This is a genomic window from Sarcina ventriculi (assembly GCF_900456775.1).
Lineage (GTDB): Bacteria > Bacillota > Clostridia > Clostridiales > Clostridiaceae > Sarcina > Sarcina ventriculi.
In genome coordinates this window covers 157,947-184,112 of the sequence record NZ_UAUL01000008.1, presented here as the reverse complement: position 1 = coordinate 184,112, position 26,166 = coordinate 157,947, and the positions used below count along the sequence as shown (strand labels likewise).

26 protein-coding genes are annotated in these 26,166 nt (G+C 28.3%); all 26 read right to left on the bottom strand.

Features of this window, described 5'->3' with window-relative positions:
* Positions 1-37: 37 nt before the first annotated feature.
* Positions 38-1,225, bottom strand: a complete 1,188-nt coding sequence (gene coaBC, locus DR020_RS07565; RefSeq protein ID WP_055257363.1) for a bifunctional phosphopantothenoylcysteine decarboxylase/phosphopantothenate--cysteine ligase CoaBC — start codon at positions 1,223-1,225, stop codon at positions 38-40.
* Entirely contained in the window at positions 1,218-1,436 is a 219-nt protein-coding gene (rpoZ, locus tag DR020_RS07560) for a DNA-directed RNA polymerase subunit omega (RefSeq protein WP_055257210.1), read from the bottom strand. Before rpoZ ends, coaBC begins: the two co-directional genes overlap by 8 nt.
* Positions 1,417-2,064 carry a guanylate kinase gene (gene gmk, locus DR020_RS07555; RefSeq protein WP_371811688.1) on the bottom strand — a complete coding sequence of 216 codons (648 nt, stop codon included), beginning with the start codon at positions 2,062-2,064 and terminating at the stop codon, positions 1,417-1,419. Before gmk ends, rpoZ begins: the two co-directional genes overlap by 20 nt.
* A complete protein-coding gene (gene remA, locus DR020_RS07550) occupies positions 2,057-2,326 on the bottom strand; it encodes an extracellular matrix/biofilm regulator RemA (protein WP_055257211.1) in 270 nt (89 codons plus the stop codon). The genes gmk and remA overlap by 8 nt, the downstream gene beginning before the upstream one ends.
* A gap of 13 nt (positions 2,327-2,339) precedes the next feature.
* Complete coding sequence (locus tag DR020_RS07545) at positions 2,340-3,224, bottom strand: YicC/YloC family endoribonuclease (protein ID WP_055257212.1); 885 nt, start codon at positions 3,222-3,224, stop codon at positions 2,340-2,342.
* A 226-nt stretch (positions 3,225-3,450) separates the two neighbouring features.
* Positions 3,451-4,812: an NCS2 family permease gene (locus DR020_RS07540; RefSeq protein ID WP_235804549.1), complete on the bottom strand. Its 1,362-nt coding sequence runs from the start codon at positions 4,810-4,812 to the stop codon at positions 3,451-3,453.
* Between the two features lie 173 nt (positions 4,813-4,985).
* Complete coding sequence (locus DR020_RS07535) at positions 4,986-5,981, bottom strand: asparaginase (protein WP_055257214.1); 996 nt, start codon at positions 5,979-5,981, stop codon at positions 4,986-4,988.
* Between the two features lie 121 nt (positions 5,982-6,102).
* The gene (gene spoIVA, locus DR020_RS07530; RefSeq protein ID WP_055257215.1) at positions 6,103-7,581 is read right to left on the bottom strand and encodes a stage IV sporulation protein A; all 1,479 of its coding nucleotides are present in this window, start codon (positions 7,579-7,581) and stop codon (positions 6,103-6,105) included.
* Between the two features lie 179 nt (positions 7,582-7,760).
* Positions 7,761-8,756 (bottom strand): NAD(P)H-dependent glycerol-3-phosphate dehydrogenase, encoded by a 996-nt coding sequence (locus DR020_RS07525; RefSeq protein WP_055257216.1) that lies wholly within the window; start codon positions 8,754-8,756, stop codon positions 7,761-7,763.
* A 6-nt stretch (positions 8,757-8,762) separates the two neighbouring features.
* Positions 8,763-10,079 carry a ribosome biogenesis GTPase Der gene (gene der, locus DR020_RS07520; protein ID WP_058992013.1) on the bottom strand — a complete coding sequence of 439 codons (1,317 nt, stop codon included), beginning with the start codon at positions 10,077-10,079 and terminating at the stop codon, positions 8,763-8,765.
* Positions 10,080-10,082: 3 nt separating this feature from the next.
* Positions 10,083-11,414 carry a DUF512 domain-containing protein gene (locus tag DR020_RS07515; RefSeq protein WP_055257218.1) on the bottom strand — a complete coding sequence of 444 codons (1,332 nt, stop codon included), beginning with the start codon at positions 11,412-11,414 and terminating at the stop codon, positions 10,083-10,085.
* Positions 11,415-11,516: 102 nt separating this feature from the next.
* Positions 11,517-13,214 (bottom strand): HAMP domain-containing sensor histidine kinase, encoded by a 1,698-nt coding sequence (locus DR020_RS07510; RefSeq protein ID WP_112365638.1) that lies wholly within the window; start codon positions 13,212-13,214, stop codon positions 11,517-11,519.
* Positions 13,215-13,236: 22 nt separating this feature from the next.
* The gene (pgeF, locus tag DR020_RS07505; protein WP_112365637.1) at positions 13,237-13,947 is read right to left on the bottom strand and encodes a peptidoglycan editing factor PgeF; all 711 of its coding nucleotides are present in this window, start codon (positions 13,945-13,947) and stop codon (positions 13,237-13,239) included.
* Positions 13,948-14,038: 91 nt separating this feature from the next.
* The gene (gene nrdR / locus DR020_RS07500; RefSeq protein WP_055257221.1) at positions 14,039-14,488 is read right to left on the bottom strand and encodes a transcriptional regulator NrdR; all 450 of its coding nucleotides are present in this window, start codon (positions 14,486-14,488) and stop codon (positions 14,039-14,041) included.
* A gap of 60 nt (positions 14,489-14,548) precedes the next feature.
* Positions 14,549-14,821, bottom strand: coding sequence for a YlmC/YmxH family sporulation protein (locus DR020_RS07495; RefSeq protein ID WP_055257222.1), 273 nt, complete (start codon positions 14,819-14,821; stop codon positions 14,549-14,551).
* A gap of 118 nt (positions 14,822-14,939) precedes the next feature.
* The gene (gene sigG, locus DR020_RS07490) at positions 14,940-15,713 is read right to left on the bottom strand and encodes an RNA polymerase sporulation sigma factor SigG (RefSeq protein ID WP_055257223.1); all 774 of its coding nucleotides are present in this window, start codon (positions 15,711-15,713) and stop codon (positions 14,940-14,942) included.
* Between the two features lie 72 nt (positions 15,714-15,785).
* On the bottom strand, positions 15,786-16,493 hold the full coding sequence (sigE, locus tag DR020_RS07485) for an RNA polymerase sporulation sigma factor SigE (protein ID WP_055257224.1): 708 nt from the start codon (positions 16,491-16,493) through the stop codon (positions 15,786-15,788).
* A 26-nt stretch (positions 16,494-16,519) separates the two neighbouring features.
* Entirely contained in the window at positions 16,520-17,326 is an 807-nt protein-coding gene (gene spoIIGA, locus DR020_RS07480; protein ID WP_112365636.1) for a sigma-E processing peptidase SpoIIGA, read from the bottom strand.
* 170 nt (positions 17,327-17,496) lie between these two features.
* Positions 17,497-18,630 (bottom strand): cell division protein FtsZ, encoded by a 1,134-nt coding sequence (ftsZ, locus tag DR020_RS07475; protein ID WP_055257226.1) that lies wholly within the window; start codon positions 18,628-18,630, stop codon positions 17,497-17,499.
* Positions 18,631-18,643: 13 nt separating this feature from the next.
* A complete protein-coding gene (gene ftsA, locus DR020_RS07470; RefSeq protein WP_112365635.1) occupies positions 18,644-19,906 on the bottom strand; it encodes a cell division protein FtsA in 1,263 nt (420 codons plus the stop codon).
* 58 nt (positions 19,907-19,964) lie between these two features.
* Entirely contained in the window at positions 19,965-21,017 is a 1,053-nt protein-coding gene (locus DR020_RS07465) for a type IV pilus twitching motility protein PilT (RefSeq protein WP_112365634.1), read from the bottom strand.
* A 168-nt stretch (positions 21,018-21,185) separates the two neighbouring features.
* Positions 21,186-21,893 carry an RNA polymerase sporulation sigma factor SigK gene (gene sigK, locus DR020_RS07460; protein WP_055257229.1) on the bottom strand — a complete coding sequence of 236 codons (708 nt, stop codon included), beginning with the start codon at positions 21,891-21,893 and terminating at the stop codon, positions 21,186-21,188.
* 69 nt (positions 21,894-21,962) lie between these two features.
* Entirely contained in the window at positions 21,963-23,576 is a 1,614-nt protein-coding gene (locus DR020_RS07455) for a penicillin-binding transpeptidase domain-containing protein (protein ID WP_112365633.1), read from the bottom strand.
* Between the two features lie 55 nt (positions 23,577-23,631).
* The gene (gene udk / locus DR020_RS07450) at positions 23,632-24,273 is read right to left on the bottom strand and encodes a uridine kinase (RefSeq protein ID WP_112365632.1); all 642 of its coding nucleotides are present in this window, start codon (positions 24,271-24,273) and stop codon (positions 23,632-23,634) included.
* 2 nt (positions 24,274-24,275) lie between these two features.
* Positions 24,276-25,502, bottom strand: a complete 1,227-nt coding sequence (locus tag DR020_RS07445) for a peptidase U32 family protein (RefSeq protein ID WP_055257232.1) — start codon at positions 25,500-25,502, stop codon at positions 24,276-24,278.
* Between the two features lie 6 nt (positions 25,503-25,508).
* Positions 25,509-26,153, bottom strand: coding sequence for an O-methyltransferase (locus DR020_RS07440; protein WP_112365631.1), 645 nt, complete (start codon positions 26,151-26,153; stop codon positions 25,509-25,511).
* Positions 26,154-26,166 lie beyond the last annotated feature (13 nt).

Sequence of the window (26,166 nt, the reverse complement as noted above, 5' to 3'; positions counted from 1 at the left end):
ATCATCCTCTATATGTATATAGAATAAAAAGGCGCTCTTAGCGCCCTTTTATCATATCAAATATGTTTTTTGCTACTTCTCTTTTAGACATTTTATCTAAAGAAATAACATCCCCTAAACTACTTATTATAGTAACTTTATTATCATCTGATGCAAAGCCTGTATCATTTGATGTAATATCATTAGCTACTATATAATCTATATTTTTCCTCTTTAGTTTGGCTTTAGCATTTTCTATAACATTGCTACTTTCTGCTGCAAAACCAACTATTATTTGATTTGTTTTCTGCTTACCTAAAGTTTCTAAAATATCTTTATCTCTTTCTAATTCTATAACTAAATTAGAATCTGTTTTTTTTATTTTTTCTTTACTATACTCTTTAACATTAAAATCAGCCACAGCAGCAGATTTTACTACTATGTTGCTATCATTAAAGTTATCAAGTACAGCATTAAGCATTTCTTCATTTGTATTAACTTTAATAAAGTTAATACCTGTTGGGATATCTAAACTAGTAGGTCCTGATATTAAAGTAACATTTGCTCCTCTATCTCTAGCTTCTTTGGCTATTTCATATCCCATTTTACCAGTTGATCTATTAGTTAAGTATCTTACAGGATCTATTGGAACTATGGTAGGACCTGCTGTTACTAAAACATTTTTTCCTTCAAAATCTCTACTTTTAGAACTTAATTTCTTTATAATTTTCTCTGCAATTATCTCAGTATTTTCAAGTTTTCCACGTCCTATATCACCACAAGCTAGTCTTCCACTTGCTGGATTTATAAAACCATAACCCAAATCTTTTAAAGTAGCCATATTTTTTTGAACTATTTTATTTTCATACATATTTGTATTCATAGCTGGGCAAAAAATAACTTCAGCTTTTGTTGCCATAATAGTTGTAGATAACATATCATCTGCTATACCATTTGCAACTTTCCCTATTATATTAGCAGTAGCTGGAACTACCACAACTAAATCTGCCCATTTAGCTAAAGATATATGTTGTATTTCCCATGCCTTTGGTTCATCAAACATATCAATTACCACAGGATTTTCACTTAGGGATTGAAAAGATAAAGGAGTTACAAATTCTGTAGCTGATTTAGTCATTATAACTTTTACTTCTATTCCCTTTTTCTTTAATCTACTTATAACATCTAAAGCCTTATAAACAGCTATTCCACCACTTACACCTAATAATACTTTTTTATTATTCATTATCATTTTTAACATTCTCATATTTAACGAAGCCATCATTAACTTCGTTTATAGCAACTGTAAGTGGCTTGTTTGATGGTACAGTTACATAAGCCTCAGACCCATCTATTATTTGTCTTGCTCTTTTTGATGTTATTATAACTAATGAATATCTATTGTCTACTTTTTCTAATAAATCCACTATTGATGGATTAATCATAGAGTTGTTCATGAATAATATCCTCCTTTGACTCTATTACAGTCTCTTTTAATCTATCTACTCTACACATCTCTGCAGTTAATATGCATTCTATTTTGTGAACTGCATCCTCTACATTATCATTTACTACAGCATAATTATATTTTGATACATAATTTATTTCTTGGTAAGCTGACTTAAATCTAGTCATTAAACTCTCTGGAGTTTCGCTACCTCTTTTTATTATTCTTTGTTTAAGTTCTTCCATAGAAGGAGGTAATATAAATATAAATACTCCTTCCGTAGCCTTTTCTTTTACCTTTAGTGCACCTTGTATATCTATTTCTAAAATCACATTTTTTCCTGATTCTAAAACTTCTTCAACATTAGATTTAGGAGTACCATAAAAATTCCCATAAACTTGAGCATATTCTAAGAAATCACCTTGTTCTAGCTTTTTTAAAAAATCTTCTTTTTTTAGAAAATGATAATTTACACCATCTATTTCGCCATCTCTCGGATTTCTTGTAGTCGCTGATACTGAAACTTCTATATCCTGTCTTTTTTCTAATAGTGCTTTACATATAGTTCCTTTTCCTGCACCTGATGGCCCTGATATAACTATTAATAATCCTTTATTACAGTGCCTCATGTTATTCATCATCCTCTTCTATTACTTCATCTTTTGTTGAAAGTCTATGTGCAACAGTTTCTGGTTGAACTGCTGATAATATAACATGATCTGAATCAGTTATTATAACAGCCCTAGTTCTTCTTCCATATGTTGCATCAATAAGCATACCTCTATCTCTGGCCTCTTGAATTATCCTTTTTATTGGAGCAGACTCTGGACTAACTATTGCAATTAATCTATTTGCAGAAACTATATTTCCAAAACCAATATTTATTAGCTTTATACCCATTTTATTCCTCCCGTTATTCAATATTTTGTACTTGCTCTCTAATTTTTTCTATAATATTTTTAATATCTATAACACTATTAGTTATTTCTAAATCATTAGATTTTGAAGCTATTGTATTTGCTTCTCTGTTCATCTCTTGCACTAAAAAATCTAATTTTCTACCAATTGATTCTTTAAAAGATAGGCTTTCTCTTAATTGACTTATATGGCTTTTTAACCTTATTATTTCTTCATCTATAGTAGCTTTATCTGCAAATATTACAACTTCTGTCGCAAGCCTAGTCTCATCTATATCTACATTTCCTAAAAAGTCTTTAAGTCTTTCTTTAAGTTTTTCTCTATAATTTTCAACAACCACAGATGATTTTAATTCGATAAAATTAACTAATTTTTCTATTTTAAAAGATTTTTCTAAAATATCTTTTGCTAATTTTTCACCTTCATTTACTCTCATAGCTACAATTCCATCTATGGCTTCACTTAACACACCCTCTATATCATTCCAAATTTTTTCTAAATCTTCTTCTTTTTCTTCTATAACTATAACCTCTGGGTGTTTTACAATCATAGATAATTTAATATCATCTTCTAAATCTTTAAACTCATTTTTAAGAGAATTCAAACACTTAACATAACTTTTAGCAAACTCTAAATTAACTTTAGCTCTTCCTTGTGCTTTACTATAATCTTTAAGATTTATAAATACATCTACTTTTCCTCGGCTTAGTCTTTCTGATATTAACCTTCTAATTTTTTCTTCTAAAGACACAAATGTTTTAGGCATTTTAATATTTATATCTAAATATCTGTGATTTACGCTTTTAATTTCTATAGAAAAGTTTTTATCACTATCCTCGCCACTAGATGCCCTTCCAAAGCCAGTCATACTCTTAACCATAAAAGAACTCCTCTCTTTTGAATTAGTTATTTAATAAATACAAGGTAAAATGCATTTTAATTTTCAAATTACATATGTATCATATTTAATAGATATAAAATACTTTAATTTATAAATAATATTTAGTCAATATTTTATTAATAAATTATTAACATTTATATAAAAAAGACCATAACAGTTATCTTAAAATTAATATTTATTAAGATAACTATTATGGCAATATCTTTTAAGATATCAAAGGTAATATCAGTTTTAATATAAATACAAAACCTAAAATTATCATCACTTTTGATAATGGTTTTTTCTTAGACTTTTCTTTAGTAAATATATTGTTCAATATATTTAAAACTACATAAACTAAAACCCCAACTGTTAACCCATCACCTATACTATAAGTAAGTGGCATCAAAGCTATTGTTAAAAAAGCTGGTACAGCTTCTGTTATGTCTGAAAAATCTATTTTAACTATACTTCCAAGCATTAAATATCCAACATATATTAGAGCTGGTGCTGTCGCACAGGTTGGTACTGCTATAAATACTGGCGAAAAAAATGTTGCTATAAAAAATAATACACCTATTGTTATAGCAGTTAATCCTGTTCTTCCCCCTTCTTCAACACCTGTTGCACTTTCTACATAAGTAGTCACAGCAGATGTTCCCATAAGAGCTCCAGCCGTTGTTCCTAAAGCATCAACTAAAAGTGCTTTCCCTGCATTAGGTACTCTTCCATCTTTATCTAGCATATTAGCCCTTGATGCTACTCCAACTAAAGTTCCAACAGTATCAAAGAAATCTACAAATAAAAAAGTAAGTACAATAACAGCAAAATTAAATATATTTTCTGGAGTTGTTAAATAAGAAAAATCTATCTTTCCAGCTATTGGAGCTAAAGATTCAAATTTAAAAATCCCACTTGGAACACTTATTCCTAGCAAATTTGCTGACTCTGGTCTTAAAATTGCATATCCCCATGCCATAACTGTTGATATTACAATACCTATAAGCATAGACCCTTTAACTTTCTTTTTTTCAAGTATTACTATAACTATAAGACCTATCACAGCAATCAGTACTGTTGGAGAGAAAAAATTCCCCATAGCAACCTTTGTGGATTCATCAGAAACAACAAGCCCTGCCCCATTAAAACCTACAAAAGCTATAAATAAACCTATTCCACCTGTTACTGCATATTTTAAATTAAGCGGTATTGCATCAACTACCGCCTCCCGTACTTTAAACAATGATAATAATATAAAAATTATTCCTTCAACAAAAACTGCTGTTAATGCTATATCCCATGAAATTCCCTTGCCAATTACTACGGAAAATGCAAAAAAAGCATTAAGTCCCATACCAGATGCCAATCCAATCGGAAGCTTTGCATATAACCCCATAAGTATACATGAAAATGCAGCTGACAAACATGTAGCTGTAACCAACGCTCCTTGTGGCATTCCTGTTGCACTCAAGATAGATGGATTTACAGCTATTATGTAAGCCATTGCTAAAAAACTTGTTGTACCCGCTATTATTTCTCTTTTGTAATCTTTTTTATCTTCAGGCAATGTTCGTAACTCTTTTCCCAAAATAATTCCTCCCAATGTTTGTTTGAAAAATAAACAAGTATAATAAATATAAAAAAATATATTTAATTCTTTAAATTAATATTTTTGTATTATTTTTACGAATTTATAATATTATATACATTGCCTAAAGTCAATATTATCCGAATATTATTAATATAAATTTAATATAATGTTTATAATTTTAAATACTTCTCTTGTTCAAAGCTGTGTTTTATATACATTAAATCATTACTAAAACTTAAAAGTGCTAATAATTTTATCCTTGCTTTTTGACTTGGAAGATTATCCCCAAAAATCACCCCTAAATCTCTCAATTGTTTACCTCCTCCTAAATATCCATATGATGCAAAAACTCTTCCTTCAAAACATCTAGACGTCAAAATAACAACTATTTTCTTATCTAAACACTCTTTAATTCCCTCTACCATTTCTGGAGGAACATTTCCTCTACCTAAAGCTTCTAGTATTATTCCGTCATATCCACTATCTACACAATATTTTAAGAATTCAGAATCCATCCCTGCTGCACATTTTATAATAGCAACTTTCTTTTCTATAGAGTTAACTGGTATATATTCCTCTTTGACAGACCTCCTATAAAATATTGCATTATCATTATCTACTATTCCTATGGGTCCAAAATTGGGAGTCTTAAAAGCATTTAAAGCCATAGAATTAGCTTTTGTAACTTCTGATGCACTATTTAATTCTCCGTTAAAACATATCAATACTCCTCTTCCTTTAGATTCATCATTGGCAGCAGTAAAGATAGCATCAGCTAAATTTGAAGGCCCATCATAACCTAATTCCGATCCACTCCTCATTGCTCCTGTAAATACTATTGGTTTTTGTGTATTAGTTGTTAAATTAACCATATATGATGTTTCTTCTAATGTATCAGTACCATGGGTTACTACAATTCCGTCTATATCATTTCTTTCACTTAAAGACGTTATGAATTTAGAAAGCTTTAACATTATCTGTGGTGTAACATGCGGACTTGGAAGAGACGAAAAATTATGCGTTTCTATATTTACATGACTTTCAATCCCTGTTACCATCTTCATTATTTCTTCTCCAGTAAGGCTTGGAACTGCTGCCTTTATTTTTTCATCAACTTTCATAGATATAGTTCCACCATTAAATATTACTGCTATTTTTTTCTTCATTTATAATCCTCCTAAATATAAAATCTTTTGTTATATGTGAAATTATACTACCTCTTATATTTATTTCAAAGTAAAAAGGTTAAAGAAGTATATATTTTTTACACCTCTTTAACCTTTTATTTTAAAATATAATGCAAATTAAATTTCCGTCCCCTTCATTAACTATCTTTTGAAGAGTTTTTTGAATTTTAGCTTGAATATCCTCTGGCATTCTATAAAGCTTATTTTGAAGACCTTCTTTAACTAAAACCTCTAAAGATTTTCCAAACATATTACTTTGCCAAAGCTTCTCAGGATCACTTTCAAACTGTTCTAATAACGTCTTAAATACTTCCTGTGTCTCTTTTTCTGTTCCCATTATAGGGCATATTTCTGTCTGAACATCAGCTTTTATAAGATGAAGACTTGGCGCACTTGCTTTAAGCTTTACAACATATTTTGAACCTTGTTTATCTATATCTGGTTTCTCAAATTTCATTTCTGAAAGTTGTGGTGCCACAAGACCATAACCTGTTTCCATCACATCATTTAGGGCTTCTGAAACTTTATCATATTCAATCTTTGCATGATTTAATTCCTTTATAAGACTTAAAAGTTCACTTTCATCTTTTAAGTCTATATCGCAAATTTCGCTTATCATTTTATAAAAAATATCCTGTTTAGGAGACATTTTAATATTGGCAATACCACTACCTAAATCCATCTCATAAATATCTGTTAAACCTAAAAAATCTTCTTCGCTATAAGAATCTAAACAAGCCTTTATATCTCTTACTTTAGTTATGTTTTTACACATATCTTTTACTATGTTCAAAAAATTAACTTTTAACCAATGAGTTGCTTCTAACTTTTCTATCCACTCTGGCATATTTATATTTATTTCTTTAATAGGAAATTCCTTAAGTACTTTTGTAAATAATAAATTTATGTCTGATTCAGTCATAACTGATATATTCATTATTTGAACTGGAACATTATATTTTTCTTCAAGCTCATCTTTAAGCTTTATTGTTTCTGTTGCATTTGGTTTTGATGTATTAAGTACTATTATAAATGGTTTATTTATAGACTTTAATTCATTTACAACTCTTTCTTCCGCATCTAAATAATCATCCCTATTTATTCCAGTTATACTCCCATCTGTAGTTATTAAAAAGCCTATTGTCGAATGATCTGTTATTACTTTTCTTGTACCAATTTCTGCTGCATCTTCAAAAGGTATTTCATAATCAAACCAAGGAGTGTGCACCATTTTAGTATCTTCTCCATCAAAAATACCAAGCGCTCCTTTTACTATATACCCAACACAATCCACCATTCTTACATTGAATTTTATTCCATCATCTAAACTTATTTCAATAGCCTCATTTGGAACAAACTTTGGCTCAGTTGTATGAATCATTTTTCCAGACCCGCTTTGTGGAAGTTCATCCTTTGCTCTTTCCTTCTTGTAAGTATTCTCAATTTTTGGTATAACCATAAGATCCATAAATCTTTTTATAAAAGTAGACTTTCCTGTTCTTACAGGACCAACAACACCAACATAAATATCACCTTGAGTTCTCTCTGCTATATCTTTATATATGTTAAAGCCATCCAAAATACTATACCCTCCTATTTTTATTAATCCAATAATATATATATTAAAATTCCCGTAAAAGTATACTAAAATAATTAATCTTCTTATTTTTCTGTATACAACTTTACATTTAAATATATATGCTTAAAAAAAATAAAGATACCTTAAAAATTCACTTTAAGGTATCTTTATTTTAAATATTATATAACTTCACTTTTTTTATCTCTTTCCATAAGTTCCCTAACAGCTTCTCTAGGACATTTATTATTAAATAAAACCTTATAAGCCATATCAGTTATCGGCATATTAACATGCTTGTTCTCTTTTATCGAATAGAAAGCTCTACAAGCTTTTATTCCTTCAACAACCATTCCGACTTCTTCAACTGCCTCATCCATGGTTTTTCCCTTTCCAATTAATATTCCAGCTCTCCTATTTCTTGAATGGATACTAGTACAAGTAACTATTAAATCCCCCATTCCGGTTAATCCAAAAAATGTTTCCATTTTTCCTCCAAGTGTAACTCCAACTCTAGCAATTTCAGCCATGCTTCTTGTCATAAGAGCTGCTTTTGCATTATCTCCATATCCTATACCATCTAAAACACCAGCAGCTAATGCTATTATATTTTTAACAGCACCGCCTACCTCAACTCCTATTATGTCATCATTTGTATATATTCTCAAATGTTTATTCATAAAAAGATCTTGGACTTTATCTGCGTACTCCATCTTATTAGATGTTACAACCATTGTCGTTGGCATTTCAAAAGCTACTTCTTCAGCATGGCTAGGTCCTGATAAAATAACTACTGGATTTTTAGGAAGTTCTTCTTCTATAACCTGCGATAACCTTAAATTACTTCCTTCTTCAATTCCTTTTGCTATATTTACTATTATTACATCTTTTTTGACTTTATTTTTTATTGTTTTACAAAGCTTTCTAATAACATGAGATGGAACTGCTAAAACTACATATTCGCTATCTTTCAAAGAATCATCAATATTTGTATAAGCTGTGACATTTAAAGGAATATTTAACCCCTTAATATATTTATCATTTTTTCTATTTCTATTTATATCATTAACAACTTTTAAATCTCTATCCCATATGGAGATATCATTTCCTTTATTTCCTAACAATATTGCTAAGGCAGTTCCAAAACTGCCTCCTCCTAAAAAAGTCACTTTACTCATAAACATCTATTCCTTTCTTTGTCTATATTCTATTTCAATACCTGTTCCTTTAAAGTCAAAACTATCTCTTAATTGATTTTCTAGATATCTTTCATAAGAAAAATGTGATGCATTTACATCATTAACAAAGAAGACAAATTTTGGCGGTTTTGTTGCAACTTGTGTTGCATAATATATTTTTATTCTTTTAAGCCCAACCACTGGTGGTTCCTTCATAAGTATTGCTTTATTTATTACCTCATTTAATATTCCAGTAGAAACTCTCTTACAATAATTATCATAACACCCTTTAGCAACTTTTAATATTTTATTAACTCTTTGTCCTGTAAGAGCTGAAATAAACATATATTGAGCATAAGGCATAAATTTAAGATTTTGTTGCAAATCTTTTTGATAATTTGATAAAGTTTTATCATCTTTTTCTATCAAATCCCATTTATTAACTACAACCATAATAGCTTTGTTAAGCTCATGTGCATAACCTACTATTTTTTCATCCTGTTCTGTAATTCCTTCATTAGCATCTATCATAAGAATACAAACATCAGCTCTTTCAATAGCTGCATAAGTCCTAACTACACTATATCTTTCAATTTCTTCTTTAACCTTGCTCTTTCTTCTAAGACCAGCTGTATCTATTAAAATGAATTTTCCCTCTTCTGTTTCAAGATAACTATCTATTGCATCTCTTGTTGTTCCAGGAACATTACTAACTATATTTCTATCTTCTCCTAAAAGTCTATTTATAAGAGATGACTTTCCAACGTTAGGTTTTCCTATCATGGCAATCCTTATATATTCATCATCCTGTTCCTCTTCCATTAAAGCATCAAAATCTTTTACTACTTCATCTAATAAATCTCCAAGTCCTTTACCTTGTGCTGCTGATATTGTAACTGGATCTCCAATCCCTAAATTATAAAACTCATAAGAGTTATCTTCATCTTTTAGATTATCTATTTTGTTTACTGCTAAAACTATTCTCTTCTTGCTTTTTCTAAGCATTTGAGCAACCTCAATATCTGATGCCGTAAGACCTTCCTTACCATCAACAATAAATAAAATAACATCTGCCATTTCTATTGCAATTTGAGCCTGTCTTCTCATTTGTTTTATTATAATATCGCTACTCTCTGGCTCTATTCCACCAGTATCTATCATTGTAAATTTATAATTTAACCATTCTGCCTCTGCATATATTCTATCCCTTGTAACTCCTGGTGTATCTTGAACTATTGATATTCTCTTTCCAGCTAGTTTATTAAATAAAGTTGACTTTCCAACATTAGGTCTACCAACTATTGCCACTATAGGTTTTGCCATAATTTATTCCTCCTCCAAATGTTTATTTATTAACTCTATTAAATCTTCCCCTGTATATTTACAAACTATAACTTTAACATCTAAAGCATTTTCTATATCTTTTATTTTATAATCATCTAGCATTATTTTTTCTTCTATGCTACCTTCTTCATAACCTTGTCTAAACATATTATCAGACATTATAAGATATTTTGTGTTTATCTTTTCTTTTAATTGCTCAATTATGTCTACTCCTGTTAAGAGACCTGCAACTGTTATAGTTTCTCCAAAGAAATTATTAATGATTTTATAGCAATCTATCTTTATTCTAGAATTTTTATTTTGTATAATATCTGCAACACTTTTTATTTCGTCATAAGCAGATGTTCCAGTTATCATTGTAAATGATCCTTTTCCCATATTTAATGAATCAATGGTATTTTTTATGGAACTTCTTAAATATCTAATCATTCCAATTCCATCTTGTAACTGTTCATACTCCCCATAAAAATCATCACTTGGAATTTCTTCTTTTGCCATGACATAAAATTCATCAGCAAGTCTAACAAACGGTGAACCTATTTCCTTTATATACTTTTTCTGAAGCTTTTCAATATTTTTAATTTCTCTTCTTGAACTTTCTTCATCAAATATAGTAACTTCTTTTAATCCTTGTCTAAACTTTGTTATTCCAATAGGAACTGCAGCTATATTTTGTATTGATGGATAAAGTTTATATAAATCTTCCACAGTTTTTATAAGTTCCTCTCCATTATTAACCCCTGGAACAGTAACTATTTGTGCATTTATTTCTATATTAGCATCTGCTAACTTTTTTAACCTCTCGTATACATTTCCTGCAAATTTATTACTTAACATTTTAACTCTAAGTTCAGGATTAGTTGTATGCACAGACACATTTATAGGACTTATTCTATACCTTATTATTCTATCTATATCTTCATCTTTCATATTTGTAAGAGTTACAAAATTTCCTTGTAAAAATGATAGTCTAGAATCATCATCTTTAAAATATAAAGTTTCTCTCATGCCTTTTGGGAGTTGATCTATAAAGCAAAACATGCATTTATTACTGCAACTTTTCGCTTTATCTAAAATTACTTGCTCAAACTCTACCCCTAAATCTTCTTCATAATCTTTTTCTATTTCAAATTCCCAAATTTCATTATTAGGTTTTAAAACTTCTACTTCTAAATAATCATCTGCCAATAAAAATTTATAATCTATAATATCAACAATTTCTACTCCATTTATAGATAATAGTACATCTCCAACTTCAATACCAAGTTCTTCTGCAATACCGCCTTCAATTACCTTGGATATCTTATTTTTCATATGATTCACCCCTGCTTTAATACTATCTATGATATATTACCTTAATTAAATATTATAGTCAACTTATAGAAATTTTAATCACCTTTTATTTTAAATTATGTTTTAAGTAAAATCTCTTGATATAGGAATTTTAATTATAAATGTTGTTCCTTTTCCAAGTGTACTTTTAACATCAATAACACCATTAAAGCTTATAGCAATATGTTTTACTATTGCAAGTCCCAAACCTGTTCCGCCACTGTTTCTACTTCTCGCCTTATCAACTCTATAAAACCTTTCAAATATTCTTGGTAAATCCTCTTTGCTTATACCAATACCAGTATCTTTTACAGTTAGTACAAAATCACGTTTATCCTTAAAGCTAGAAACCATAACACTTCCATTGGGCTCTGTATATTTTACTGCATTATAAACTAAGTTAATAAGCATTTGCTTAAACTTATCTCTATCTCCTATAAGTTCTATATCATCTTCTGCATCTACACTTATTGATATATTCTTATTCTTTGCTTCTCTCATAACAAGAAGTTCTACATTTTGTATTATATCTTTCGTGGAAAATGCTTCATAAACAGGATCTCTATTTTGTTCAATATCATATAAAATTAATATATCACCAATTAGCCTTGCTAATCTATCCGATTCTTCATCTATAATATCTAAAAATTTATTTCTCGTTTCATCATCATCTACATATCTTAGGGTTTCAGCAAATCCTTTAATTGAAGTTAATGGTGTTTTTAATTCATGAGATATATTTGCAACAAATTGACTTCGCATATTTTCAAGCCTTTTTATATCAGTTATATCTTGAACTACTGCAACTGTTCCAATCTTATCTTCACCATTTATTATATTTGCTGTTCTTATTCTTAAATTTCTAATTTCAGGATATCTTATTAATACCTCAACTCTATCTTCACTATTTTTAAGAACATTTAATATATTATCTTCCATTATATATCTACTAAATTTTTTACCTATTATATCTCCTCTTACACCAAATATTTTTTTAGCGTATGGATTAATCATTATGACTTTTAATTCACTATCTACTGCAACTACTCCACTATCCATGCTTTTAAGTATTGCTTCTAATTTGTTTTGTTTGTCTAATGATTCAGAAATACTCTCCTCTAACCTATCAGCCATATTGTTAAAACTTTTTCCAAGCATTCCAAATTCATCTATTGTTTTTATACTTACTCTTTTACTTAATTCTCCATTTGCAATCTTAGAGGTTGTATTTTCTAATTCTTTCAACGGATTTAGTATAACTTTAGTAATTCTAATAGATAAAAGTACTGCTATTAAAATAGATATTAATAAGGCAATCAAGTAATACCCAATATTTATATCTTTAAATATTATAGCACTATCTAACGGCATTGATGTTCTTATTACACTTCCATTACTTAATTTTAAAGCATAATACACCATTTCCTTATTAACTTCATTACTATACCTTATACTACTTCCATAACCATTTTTCATGGCCTCTTCAACTTCTATAGCATCTGCATGTGTATCCTTATTTGAGTCTTTGTAACTATCAAATAAAACTGTATCGTTAGCACTTATATACGTCACTCTAACATCACTATTTTTAAGAAAACTAAGTTCATCATTTAAACTTATATTATTATCTATTAATACCTCTAATATTTTATCATATTCTAATAAAACACTTTTAGAGTTTTGTATATATCTATAGTTAGATATTCCAAAATATAACCCAGTCATAATAATAAGAGATAATATTATGATAGCACTAATAGATATAACTATTTTCTTTCTCATGTGTCGTACCTCTTAAAATCATTTATTTTAGGAATATAAAAGCAAATAACCTTCCAGAATTTTCTCCTGTTTTTCTAAAACTATGAAATTCTTCAGATGTATCACAAAAAGTACATTTACCTAAAGATTTTATATTTATCATATTTACAATCCCACTTAATTGACTTATTATACACTTTTCTAAACTTAGGTTTCTGTTATCTACAACTTCATTACCAAATTTTCTTTGAAATTTTTCTGCTAATTCTCTACTAACTTCATAACAACATTGTCTTATGTGAGGTCCTATTATAACATCTAAATTATTGCATCCATAATTATCAATCATATATTTACAAGTCTTTTTAGCTATCTCATCAAAAGTTCCTCTCCATCCACTATGAACAGCTGCTATAACTTGTTTTTCTTTATCATAAACTATAACAGGAGTGCAATCTGCAGCAAATACTCCAATACCTACATTCTTTTTATTTGTAATTATAGCATCTCCATCAATCTCTCCTTTTGGAGCTATCAAATTATCCTTACAATCTATTATCTTATCGCTATGAATTTGATTCAAATATAATACATTATCTAAAGCAAAAATATTCTCTAATCTTTCAATATTTTTCTTCCCTTCTATAGTACTCTTTTTAAAATCAATTTTATTAAAAGCCGTTGAAAAGTTAATAGATACGTTATCATCGTTGAAACTTAAAAATTTCATATCATCTTTAATTAATTCTTTCATATTTTTTCCTTTCTTAATTTATTGTATTGTTTTATTTTATCACAAATGAAGCAAAAAAGGTAAACTGTAGTGACTCTACAGCCTACCTTCTTTACTTCATTAAATTCTTTATTTCTTCCATAAAGGTATTTATATCTTTAAATTGCCTATAAACAGATGCAAATCTTACATAAGATACCTCATCAACATTTTTTAATCTCTCCATAACCATTTCGCCTATATCTTCTGATTTTATTTCCACTATCATTTTGTTACTTATGTTTTTTTCTATATCATCAACTATGTTTTGCATTTGACTTCTGGAAACAGGTCTCTTTTGGCATGCTTTTACTATGCCACTCATTATTTTATCTTTATTAAAAGTTTCTCTTATAGAATCTTTTTTTATTACTAATATAGGTATATCCTCAACTTTTTCATATGTTGTATACCTCTTTGAGCATCTTAAACACTCTCTTCTTCTTCTTATAGCCGTATAATCATCAGTAGCTCTTGAATCTACTACTTTACTTTCCTCATAGGAGCAATAAGGACATCTCATCTACTTTCACATCCTTCTATAAAACTGTATTTTTATTATACATTTTTTTTCATGTAATTTCTACATATATTTATCCACATCATATCTATTATCATTTTCCACTTTAACTAGTATAACATCAATTCCAACTTTAATCACGTTTTCCCATAGTATTTCTATATCTTCTGATTTTCCAAACCATGATGTCTTTTCCTCTGGTATTATTATAGATAATATTTTATTTAAATCAGAATCTATCTTTACATCAATTATATGACCAAGCTTTTTTCCTTTATTAAAATCTATAACCTCCATACTCCTTAAGTTATTTAATGAAAATAACATTTCCTCCATAACAAACCTCCCCCATAAGTATTTATATGCTATTGTATACTTATTTATTATTAAGTTATCTAATTTATCATATTATTAATATGTTTCATCATATAAAAATAGAGCCTAAAATTAGGCTCTATACATATTTTTTCATATGTTTTAATGCTATTTTCTCTAATCTAGATACTTGTGCTTGAGAAATTCCAATTTCATCAGCTACTTCCATTTGAGTTCTACCATTAAAAAATCTAAGGGTCAAAATTAATTTTTCCCTATCATTTAATTTTTTCATAGCCTCTTTTACTGAAATATTTTGAAGCCAATTTTCATCTTGATTTTTTGAATCACTAATTTGATCCATTACATATATAGCATCTCCTCCATCGTGATAAATAGGTTCAAATAACGATACTGGATCTTGAATTGCATCCAATGCAAATACAACTTCTTCCCTTGGAATATCTAATTCTTTAGCAATTTGTGATATGGTAGGTTCTTTATTATTATCATTTATCAATTTATCTCTAACAAGCAATGCTCTATAAGCAATATCTCTTAAAGACCTACTTACTCTTATAGAATTATTATCTCTTAAATATCTTCTTATTTCTCCTATTATCATTGGAACAGCATAAGTAGAAAATTTCACATTTTGACTTAAATCAAAATTATCTATGGATTTCATAAGACCTATACATCCAACTTGAAAAAGGTCATCTACATTTTCACCTCTATTATTAAATCTTTGAATAACACTTAAAACTAGTCTTAAATTACCATTAATAAACTTTTCTCTTGCTAAGTTATCTCCATCTTTCATCTTTAAAAGGAGTTCCCTCATTTCTTTTTCTTTTAATAATGGCAATTTAGCTGTGTTTACACCACATATCTCTACCTTATTTATCATCATAATAAAAATCAACTCCTTTGAAGTAATTACTTCTGCATTTTAATTATTACCTAAGAGAGTTGATTTTATACTTTAAATCATTTTATTAATTTCTTTCTTTAATCTTTTTATTATCTTTTTTTCAAGCCTTGAAATATATGATTGCGATATTCCTAGCATATCAGCTACTTCCTTTTGTGTTTTTTCTTTGTAACCTTGAAGCCCAAACCTTAACTGAACAATTTCTTTTTCTCTCTTTGATAGATTTTTCATTGCTGTAAACAAAAGTTCTCTATCTACCTCATCTTCTATTAAATTATATACAGTATCATTTTCAGTGCCTAAAATATCTGATAACAAAAGTTCATTTCCATCCCAATCTATGTTAAGCGGCTCATAAAAAGATATTTCAGCTTTAACCTTACTATTTCTTCTTAAATACATAAGTATTTCATTTTCTATACATCTTGAAGCATAAGTTGCAAGCTTTATTTTTTTATCTGGATTAAACGTGTTTACAGCTTTTATAAGGCCAATAGTTCCAACTGAAACTAAATCCTCAACACCAACCCCAGTATTTTCAAATTTTCTTGCAATGTAAACAACAAGTCTTAAATTTCTTTCTATCAATATACTCTTTGTTTTATCATCCCCTGCCGCAAGTTCAGAAACTAATTTCTCCTCTTCTTCTTTACTTAAAGGTGGAGGTAATACATCAGTTCCCCCAACATAATATATTGATTTGCAAAATACATTTAATTTTGAAATAACTCTATTTAATAATAGTTGAATTTTAAACAAAGCTTGCCCCCCTTTTTACCTATTTATTATATCATTCCTCTAGATAATAATGCCTCATAATCTCCATCTCCACTTAGTCTTTGGTCACAAAAACATACTATAGCGTCTTTAATTAAAAGGTTACTGCTTTTATTATATATTTTTATATTTTTTACTCTAAATCCAAATATCATATTATTGTATCCATTAACTACTTTATAAGGTATACTAAATAATTCTTTATCTTCTAAAGTAATATTGCCAAAATAATGTTTTTCTGCTATTAACACAGGCAAAGAAGTTACTGGTTCTACAAGTTCGTTACCTGTATCTAAAAATCCTTTTAATTTTATTACCTCTCCATCTATATTCATTTCTAAATCATATATTAAACTTGATATACTAATTCTATCTTTTATATAAAATATAACCCTGTTAAAAATAATATATATGATAATTGCTGCAAATATTAAATATTTTGATGAATACTTTTCTATAACAAAAGCTTTTGTTATATCATAATTATTTTGGATTAATGAAAAGAAAAAACATATTCCAACAAACATAAATGAAATCATAAAAAATGTAATAGATGCTTTTAAAATAACTGCCACTTTTTTTCTGTTAATACTTATTATCATCATAATGATCACAACAATACATTTTCCTATTATATTGGTTAAAAAATTTAATTTAGGTAAAAATATAAACAATGTATACACACTTCCTAAAAGACTAGCTAAAAACATGTTTATTTCTTTAGTTTTTATTCCTATAATTTGCGTGGTTGTTAATATAAGAAAATAGTTTATAATTAAATTTTCAATTATAACTATATCTATATATACTGTCATATCACCACCTCTTATAAATATTATAAAACTTTGCTATATAAAATTTTGTCACATTGTAATATTAATACAAAAAATTTTTTCCCCTACATTTTACAATAAATTCATTTAACTTCCCCAAATATATAATAAAACCCTTAGAGAAATATCTCTAAGGGTTTTTACTACTTTTATTATAATCTTTTTCTAGGATTTCTTAAGAAAGTTGGAATATTTAAATCTTGTTCTTGTTCTCTTTCTCTAGGCTTTTCTATTGTTGTTGCAGTTGCTGCAACCTCTTCTCTTTCAGTCTCTCTCGCTAAGCTTTCCATTCTTCTCTCAGAAATTGATTCTTTTTTAAAGCTAGTATTTCTGTCCTTTTCAAAACCAGTAGCTATAACAGTTATTCTTATTTCATCCTTTAAAGTTTCGTCTATAACTGTTCCAAATATTATTGTTGCATCAGGATCTGCCGCTTCTTGAACTATTTCAGCAGCTTCATTAATTTCTAAAAGTCCAAGTTCTCCATCTCCTGTTACATTTAATAGCACTCCTGTCGCTCCTACTATAGATGTTTCTAATAATGGAGATGATATTGCTTCTCTAGCTGCATCTTGTGCTCTTGTCTCACCTTTTCCACTTCCTACACCCATATGTGCTAATCCTTTATCAACCATGACCGCTCTTACATCTGCAAAGTCCAAGTTTATAAGTCCTGGATTTGTTATAAGATCTGATATACCTTGAACACCCTGTCTTAAAACATCATCTGCTTTTTTAAAAGAATCTAAAAGGGTAGTTTTCTTGTCTACCATAGATAACAATCTCTCATTTGGTATTATTACTAGTGTATCTACCTTTTCTTTTAGGTTTTGTATACCCATTTCAGCATGAGTCATTCTTCTTCTACCTTCAAATGGAAAAGGTTTAGTTACTATACCTACTGTTAGTATACCCATAGACTTTGCAATCTCTGCAACAACTGGCGCAGCACCAGTACCAGTTCCACCACCCATTCCTGCTGTTATGAATACCATATCAGCACCTTTTACAGCTTCTGTTATCTCTTCTTTACTCTCTTCTGCAGCTTTTTGACCTATCTCTGGATTAGCTCCTGCACCCAAACCTTTTGTAAGTTTATCACCTATTTGTATTTTGTTTGGTGCATGTGAAAGCATAAGCGCTTGTTTATCAGTGTTTATAGCTATAAATTCAACATCTCTTAAGCCTTCTTGAATCATTCTATTTATGGCGTTTCCACCACCACCTCCACAGCCTACTACTTTAATATTAGTAAATGATTGGATATCTACATCAAAATCTAACAAAATAACTCCCCCTTTAGAAAATATCGTCTAAAAAGGCTTTAAATCTTGAAAGCCCTCTTTTTTTATTTTTTTTGTTATCATATTCACTTTCATCATCTACAGAAGTGTTTATATTAGTATCTACATTATTATTTATATTAATACTAGAGAATACTTTTTCATCACATATTAATTTTAACCTATCATATACCTCTTTAACAATACCAATAGAGACAATAATAGTAGAATTATTTAAATAAAAGTCATGTTTTTTAAACAACTTAACTTTTTTTCCTAATATTTCTTGTATTTTTTTGTCTATTTCTTCAAAATATACTAATCCCTCTCCTGTTATTATAAAAAAGTCGATTTTTCCATAAAATTCATTATTAGAAATTTCTTTATATATATGTTCTAAAATTTCATCTAGTCTAGCTTCTATTACATCATGAACAAATCTAGCATCAACTTCTCGTGTACCTAAATCAATAATAGACTCTTTTGCCATATAAATATAATCTTTAGCACATTCTTTTTTTAGTTGTTCTGCCATATTTTCATCAATTTCAAGGCAAATAGCTAAATCTTTAGTTATCGCATCTCCTCCAAACGGAACTTGACCTGTACCAATTAACTGATTGGCATTATATAAAGCTATTTCAGTTTTTTCTGTTCCTATATCTATTATTCCAACATTTTTTGAGATTGTATCCTCACTTAAAAATATATTTTTAAGTGCATTTATGGATAAAACTGTTCCTAATACTTGATATCCAGCTTCCAAAACTGCTTGTTTTAAATTATCTATATATTTAACATCTGATAATATTAAATCTAAATCTATCTCTAGCTTATCTGATGTTATACCAATAGGATTTTTAACACACTCTTCATTTGTTGTATAAAAACAATTTATTACACTATCCGCTATACAATCATCATCCTTAAGCAATATGTTTTTAGCATCTCTATACGCATTTTGTATATTAGTTTCATTTACATAAGAATCTTCCCCTACATAAGTATACCCCTTGGAAGGTATTATTTTACATTCTTTGCAACTAAAGCCCAAATAAACACCATTTATATTAGTTTGTGTTTTTTCTGCTAATTCTTCTAAGCATTTTTTTATGCAATCCACTGCTAAATTAAAATCAGTTACTAAACCTTTTTTTATTCCATATGATTGCTTGCACACAAAATCTAAAACTTCAAACCCATATTCTTCGTTTTCTATAGACATAGTAGCACAAATATTTTTACTTCCAATATCTAAACCTACTATATAATCAGACATTTTTCTTGTGTAACCCTCCTTAAATGCTATATTAAAATTAAATATCTAAGATTTAATTTTAATATAGCATGCTTTTACTTATCATATCTTTATCAACTGAAAAATCTATTAACACATCTTTTCCTATTGTCCCTTGCCTATATAATTTCATTAAATAATCATCCATAGTTATCATCCCATATTTACTTCCAGACTGAATTAATGATTGTATTTGATGAGTCTTTTTCTCTCTTATTAGATTTCTAATAGCTAAAGTAGAAGTCATTATTTCTAATGCAGCAACTCTTTTTCCGCTTTTATTTAAAATTAACTGTTGTGAAATTACTCCCTCTATTATATTAGCTAACTGAATTCTTATTTGATCCTGTTGATTACTAGGAAATACATCTACAATTCTATCTATAGTTTTAACTGCACCTATAGTATGAAGAGTAGAAAAAACTAGATGTCCTGTTTCTGCTGCTGTTATTGCTAGTGATATGGTTTCTAAATCTCTCATCTCTCCAATCAATATAACATCTGGATCCTCTCTTAAGATAGATTTTAAGGCTTTACTGTAACTTAGAGAATCCTTACCTATTTCTCTTTGGTTTACAATAGATTTATTATGTTTATGTAAAAACTCTATTGGATCCTCTAAAGTTATAATATGACTTGCACTATTTTTATTTATCTCATTTATCATAGCCGATAAAGTTGTACTTTTACCACTACCTGTTGGTCCAGTTACAATAACTAGTCCACTTTTTTTATAACATAATTCTTTTACAATACTAGGGCAGTTTAATTCTTCTAAACTCATTACTTCAAAAGGTATAACTCTTATAGCTAAAGATGTATTACCTCTTTGTTTAAATACATTAACTCTAAATCTTCCAACATCATTTATCGAATAAACTGTATCAAATTCCCCTTGATTTTCATATATATCATATTGGTCTTGTAATATTATTTTAGCATATTTTTCAGTATCATCAGAACTTAAATCTTTGTAATTTAGCTTTTTTAAAATTCCATCCACTCTAATGGTTGGAGATATTCCAACACTTAAATGCAAATCGGAAGCTCTATTCTTTATTGCAATTTTTAATAACTCTCTTAAACTACACAAAACCCCTCCAAAAATATTCAATTAAAATTCTTAATGGAATTTTAATATTCCATTAAGACAATATAAGCTAATTCCCTATATATTTTAAATTCATACATTATAATATTATAACTCATAATATTACTATAATCCATCATTTTATTGATTAAATTTTATTTTTTTATAATTTTATCCATTATATTTAACACTAAACTCTTTAAGCAATTTTTTTAATGCTTTTTTTTCTATCCTAGACACGTAAGACCTAGAAATATTTAAAATAGCAGCTATTTCCCTTTGAGTTTTTATATTTCCATCTAAAAGCCCATATCTCATTTGTATTATTTGCTTTTCTCTCTTACTTAAAATGCTATCTATTTTCTCATATAATACCCCAATTTGTATATTATTTTCTACTATTTCTAAAACTGAATCTCCTTCACTACTTAAAATATCTATTAAACATATTTCATTTCCCTCCTTATCTGTTCCTATGGGGTCTTGAAGAAAAACCTCACCTTTAGTTTTTTTACTACTTCTAAAGAGCATAAGTATCTCATTTTCTATACATCTTGCAGCATAAGTTGCAAGACGTGTTCCTTTAGATGAGTCAAAAGAATTAATTGCTTTTATAAGACCTACAGTTCCAACAGATATTAAATCATCAATATCTTTATTAGGAAAGGAATATTTTTTTACTATATGTGCGACCAACCTTAAATTTCTTTCAATAAGTATACTTTTGGCATTTAAATCTCCTTGTTCATTAAAAAGCCTTAAATAATATTCTTCCTCCTCTTCACTTAAAGGTTGTGGAAAAGTTGCATTACCGTTTACATATCCTAACAGCAGTATATTACTAGCAACCACATCTAATAAGTATTTAAAAATAAACAATGATGCTCCTCCTATTAATACTTACTATATATACTATGATTGCTAGATTAAAAATTTACTCAATTTATATTAATTTTTATTATAATATTCTTTTAACTCCATAACTATATCTCTAAAAATCACACCTGCTGTACTTCCTCCAGTATTTTCTCCACCTATCTTTTCTATATTAGGTACAAATACACCAATAGAATAATATTTATTATTTATATTGCAATACCCAACAAACCACCCATATATACTCTCTCCATCACTTCCCTCAGCTGTACCTGTTTTAGCTCCAACCTCAATACCTTCAATATTTGAAATATTAGCAGTTCCACTTAATACTGTTTGATTCATAGCATATTTTACATTATCTGATATATCTTTTGATATTACTTTAATTTTTTCTTCTCCAAAGTTTTCTAAAGTATTATCATCATCATCAACAAACTTATCTAGTATATATGGTTTTACATATTGTCCATCATTTATTATAGTACTTATTATAGATGTCATTTGTAATAAATTTACCTGCATAGATTGACCTATGGATAAATCCTCTACATTACCATTTTCATTATATGTGCCTATAATCTCCATTCCACTCTCTACATCTAATCCTAATAAATTTTGAAACAACCCTTGATTTTTTGCAAAATTTATTAATTTTTCCGCTCCAATTTCAGCTCCTAATTTAGCAAAAACCTCATTGCAAGATACCTTAAAAGCCTCTAAAATTGTAAGCTCTCCATGAGATTTATTGCATTTTTCACCTTTACAAACATGCTTATCATTTAAATCTATATTTAAATAATCCATCGCTGCTTCTAACGTCAGTATTTTAAATATTGATCCTGGTTCATATCCAGATATCTGTCCACCACCAGTAATTAAATTAGGTTGGGTTTCATCTTTTTGAGCCATAGATAATATTTTACCAGTATCGGATTCAATTATAACTGCACCTGCATTAGGAAAGTTTACAAATTCTTCTTTGCTCAAAATTTCTCGGGTAATTTTTTGTAGTTTTTTATCTAAAGTTAACTGTATATTTATATTTTTATTTTTTGATTTTTTTTCATTATAAGTACCATCTTCACTTTTTTCGAATGTAACCATATCAGTTGTGTTGTTCTTTGTACTTTCTCCTATAAAAACCTCTAATGAATTTTTGCTTTTATCCTTATTATTAGAAAAAGATTGTGTGCTCTTTAGGATATTTTCTATACTCCAGGTAGCTATTTCCCCTACCTCATTATATTTATACATATACACTCCCTTTAGATTTTCTACTATACCTAACATTTGTTCATAAGCACTTTTACTAATTTCATATTTAATTTTTCCACTAGCTTTATTTATATCATAAAAAGAAAAACCAAATTTATCATCTTCCATAATATAATAAAAAGTCAAAATTTCATCAGCATTTTGAACTGCATTGTTTAATAAAAAAGTATCCTTATCTATTACTAACATAAATTTTGTTTCACAATCTATTATTTCCTCATAATTTACATCTAATAATTTATAATTTTCATTACGAATAATTTCACTTTCATTATAATTAGATGCAGATGCTGATATTATTTTAGTATCGTTTATTATAACTACTAATCTTGCAATTAATAATGTTAATAATGTTATTAATATTATTTTTACTTGTTTTATTCTTTTTTTTGAATTTTTATTAACCATAAAAAAACACCTCTTTAACTGGATTTTAGCCTGTAAAGAAGTGTTTTATTCATTTTTATAATTTTACATTTTTATTTTTTTCACTTAATATCTGTTGCATTTTTGCAATTAATATATCTATTGCAACCTTATTATGACCACCTTCTGGTATTATAATATCTGCATATTTTTTAGTAGGCTCAGTAAATTGATTATGCATTGGTTTAACTACTGATAGATATTGCTCTACTACAGATTCAATAGTTCTACCTCTTTCTTCTATATCTCTTAACATTCTTCTTATAATTCTTACATCATCATCTGTGTCTACATATATCTTTATATCTAAAAGATTTCTTATTCTTTCATCTTCTAAGATAAGTATTCCTTCAACTAATATAATCTCTCTTGGTTCAACTCTTATAGTATCTTTAATCCTATTGTGAATTGCAAAATCATATATTGGCTTCTCTATAACCTCACCATTTAATAATGCATTTAGATGCTTAACTAGAAGATCATTATCAAAAGCATTAGGATGATCATAATTAGTCTTAGTTCTATCTTCCATTGAAAGGTGGCTTTGGTCTTTATAATAAAAATCTTGCTCAATTTTTGCTATATCATTACTTCCAAAAGCTTCACAAATAGCATTTGCTATGCTACTTTTTCCTGACCCTGACCCACCTGTTATTCCTACAAGAATTGGTTTTTGCATTACTATTTTCCCTCCTTGCTTTTTATAAGCATATCTTTTTCACAAAGAGGTGTATCAACTTTTGCTTTAAATATCATTTGAGCTTTATTCGCAGTTTCTATTTTATTTCCATTTTCATCTGTCATATCATTTAAAGCCACCTCAAAACTACTTCCCTTAGCTCTTAAAACATCTACTTTATCACCATCAAATAATCTATTTTTTTGTTCTATTGTAGCTATTTTAGTTTTTGAATCATAAGATTTTACAATACCTACAATATCATATTCTCTTATGTAAGAAGATGAATCATAGAATTGTTCCCCATTTTTTCCAAAATAAAAACCTGTATGATATCTTCTATGGCTCACTTTAAATAAATTATCCATCCACTCTTGCTTAAGTTCATAATTTTCTGGATCTGACATATATGAGTCAATAGCTTCTCTATAAGACTTTACTATTGCAGCTACATAGTATGCACTTTTCATTCTACCTTCTATTTTTAAAGAGTTTATTCCACTTTGTACAAGTTCTGGAATATGTTCTATCATACATAAATCTTTTGAATTCATAATGTAAGTTCCATTTTCATCTTCTACTACTGGAAAATACTCTCCTGGTCTCTTTTCTTCAACTAGATAATATTTATATCTACAAGCCTGTGAACATGCCCCCCTGTTAGCATCTCTTCCTGTCATGTAGTTAGATAATAAACATCTTCCTGAATATGATATACACATTGAACCATGTACAAATGCTTCAAGTTCACATTCTTCTGGCAAATGTTCTCTAAATTCTTTTATTTCCTTAAATCCAAGTTCTCTCGCTAATACTATTCTTTTCACTCCATAGTCATACCAAAATTTGGCAGTTTTCCAATTTACATTATTAGCCTGTGTACTTAGATGAATTTCCAAATTAGGCGCAACTTCCTTAATAGTCATTATTATTGAAGGATCAGAAGCTAAAATAGCATCTATATTAAGGCTTGCTAATGTTTCTATATACTCTTCTAATCCATTTAAATTCTCATTATGAGGGAAAACATTCATTGTTACATAAACTTTTCTTCCTCTATCATGCGCATACTTAACACCTTCTGCGATTTGTTCATTTGTAAAATTATCTGCAAAAGCTCTTAAATTTAGTTTACTTCCTCCAAGATAAACAGCATCAGCACCATAATCTATGGCAGTTTTAAGTTTTTCTAAATTTCCAGCTGGAGCTAATAACTCAGGTTTTTTCATCTTATTCTACCTCCTCTTAGTAAGGGCAATACCATCACCCATAGGTATAACTGTTGTTATTAAATTTTTATCATTTGAAACTATATCCAAATATGTTCTCATTCTTTTAACAATTGTTATTTTTCTTCTCTTTACTAAATCATCCGATGCAACCATTCCACGAAATAATACATTATCTGCTATTATTACACCTTTATCACTTAAAAGTCTTAAACAATGAGGTAAAAAATGATTATAATGTCCTTTTCCAGCATCCATAAATATTAAATCATATTTATCATCTAGCTTTTCTAGTATTTCTAAACATTCTCCCTCTTTAATTTCAATATTATCTTCAAGACCAAAAGACTTTATATTTTCTTTAGCAAGATTTATCATCTTTTCATCTCTCTCTATCGTAGTTATCTTACATTTATTGTTTAATGTTTTACTCATAAGTATTGATGAATACCCTATAGCAGTTCCTAATTCCAATATATTATTAGGTTCTTTCATAGAAATCATAAATTCTAAAAATTTAGCAGTCTCTTTTTGTATTATTGGAACTCTATTTTCTATAGCAAATTTCTCTAATTCTAATAAATCTTTATCCCTATTTGTAATAAGACCTCTTAAGTATTCTTCCATATAATCAAAAGTTACTCCGCTCATTGCTTCCTCCAAA